Raw genomic sequence first — 378 nt, 5'->3', positions numbered from 1 at the left:
ACTTCGTGGGCTGCGAACGGGCGTGTGGCAGTCCGCCTGCCGGCGACGTCCTGGTCGCCACCGAGGACGGATACCGCCTGCGTATCACGCCCCCGTAGGGTGTTCGCGTGCTCGACTACATCCGCGACGCCGCTGAGATCTACCGGCAGTCATTCGCGACGATCCGCGCCGAGGCGAACCTGTCGCGCTTCCCCGACGATGTTTCGCGGGTGGTGGTCCGGCTGATCCACACCTGTGGTCAGGTCGATGTCGCCGATCACGTCTCCTACACCGATGATGTCGTGACCAGGGCGCATACCGCCCTCGCCGCGGGTGCTCCGATTCTGTGCGATTCGTCGATGGTGGCGGCGGGCATCACCCGGTCCCGGCTGCCCGCCG

1 protein-coding gene is annotated in these 378 nt (G+C 67.7%); it reads left to right on the top strand.

The genetic code is table 11. The features are described from left to right. Positions 1-107: 107 nt before the first annotated feature. Positions 108-378: precorrin-8X methylmutase (locus IMZ11_RS44790; protein WP_228649910.1), on the top strand; the 271-nt coding region annotated here is incomplete at its 3' end.

This window comes from Microtetraspora sp. AC03309 (assembly GCF_020826795.1).
Classification (GTDB): domain Bacteria; phylum Actinomycetota; class Actinomycetes; order Streptosporangiales; family Streptosporangiaceae; genus Microtetraspora; species Microtetraspora glauca.
Note: the sequence above shows the minus strand (reverse complement) of the source record. Positions and strands in the feature narration are given on the sequence as shown.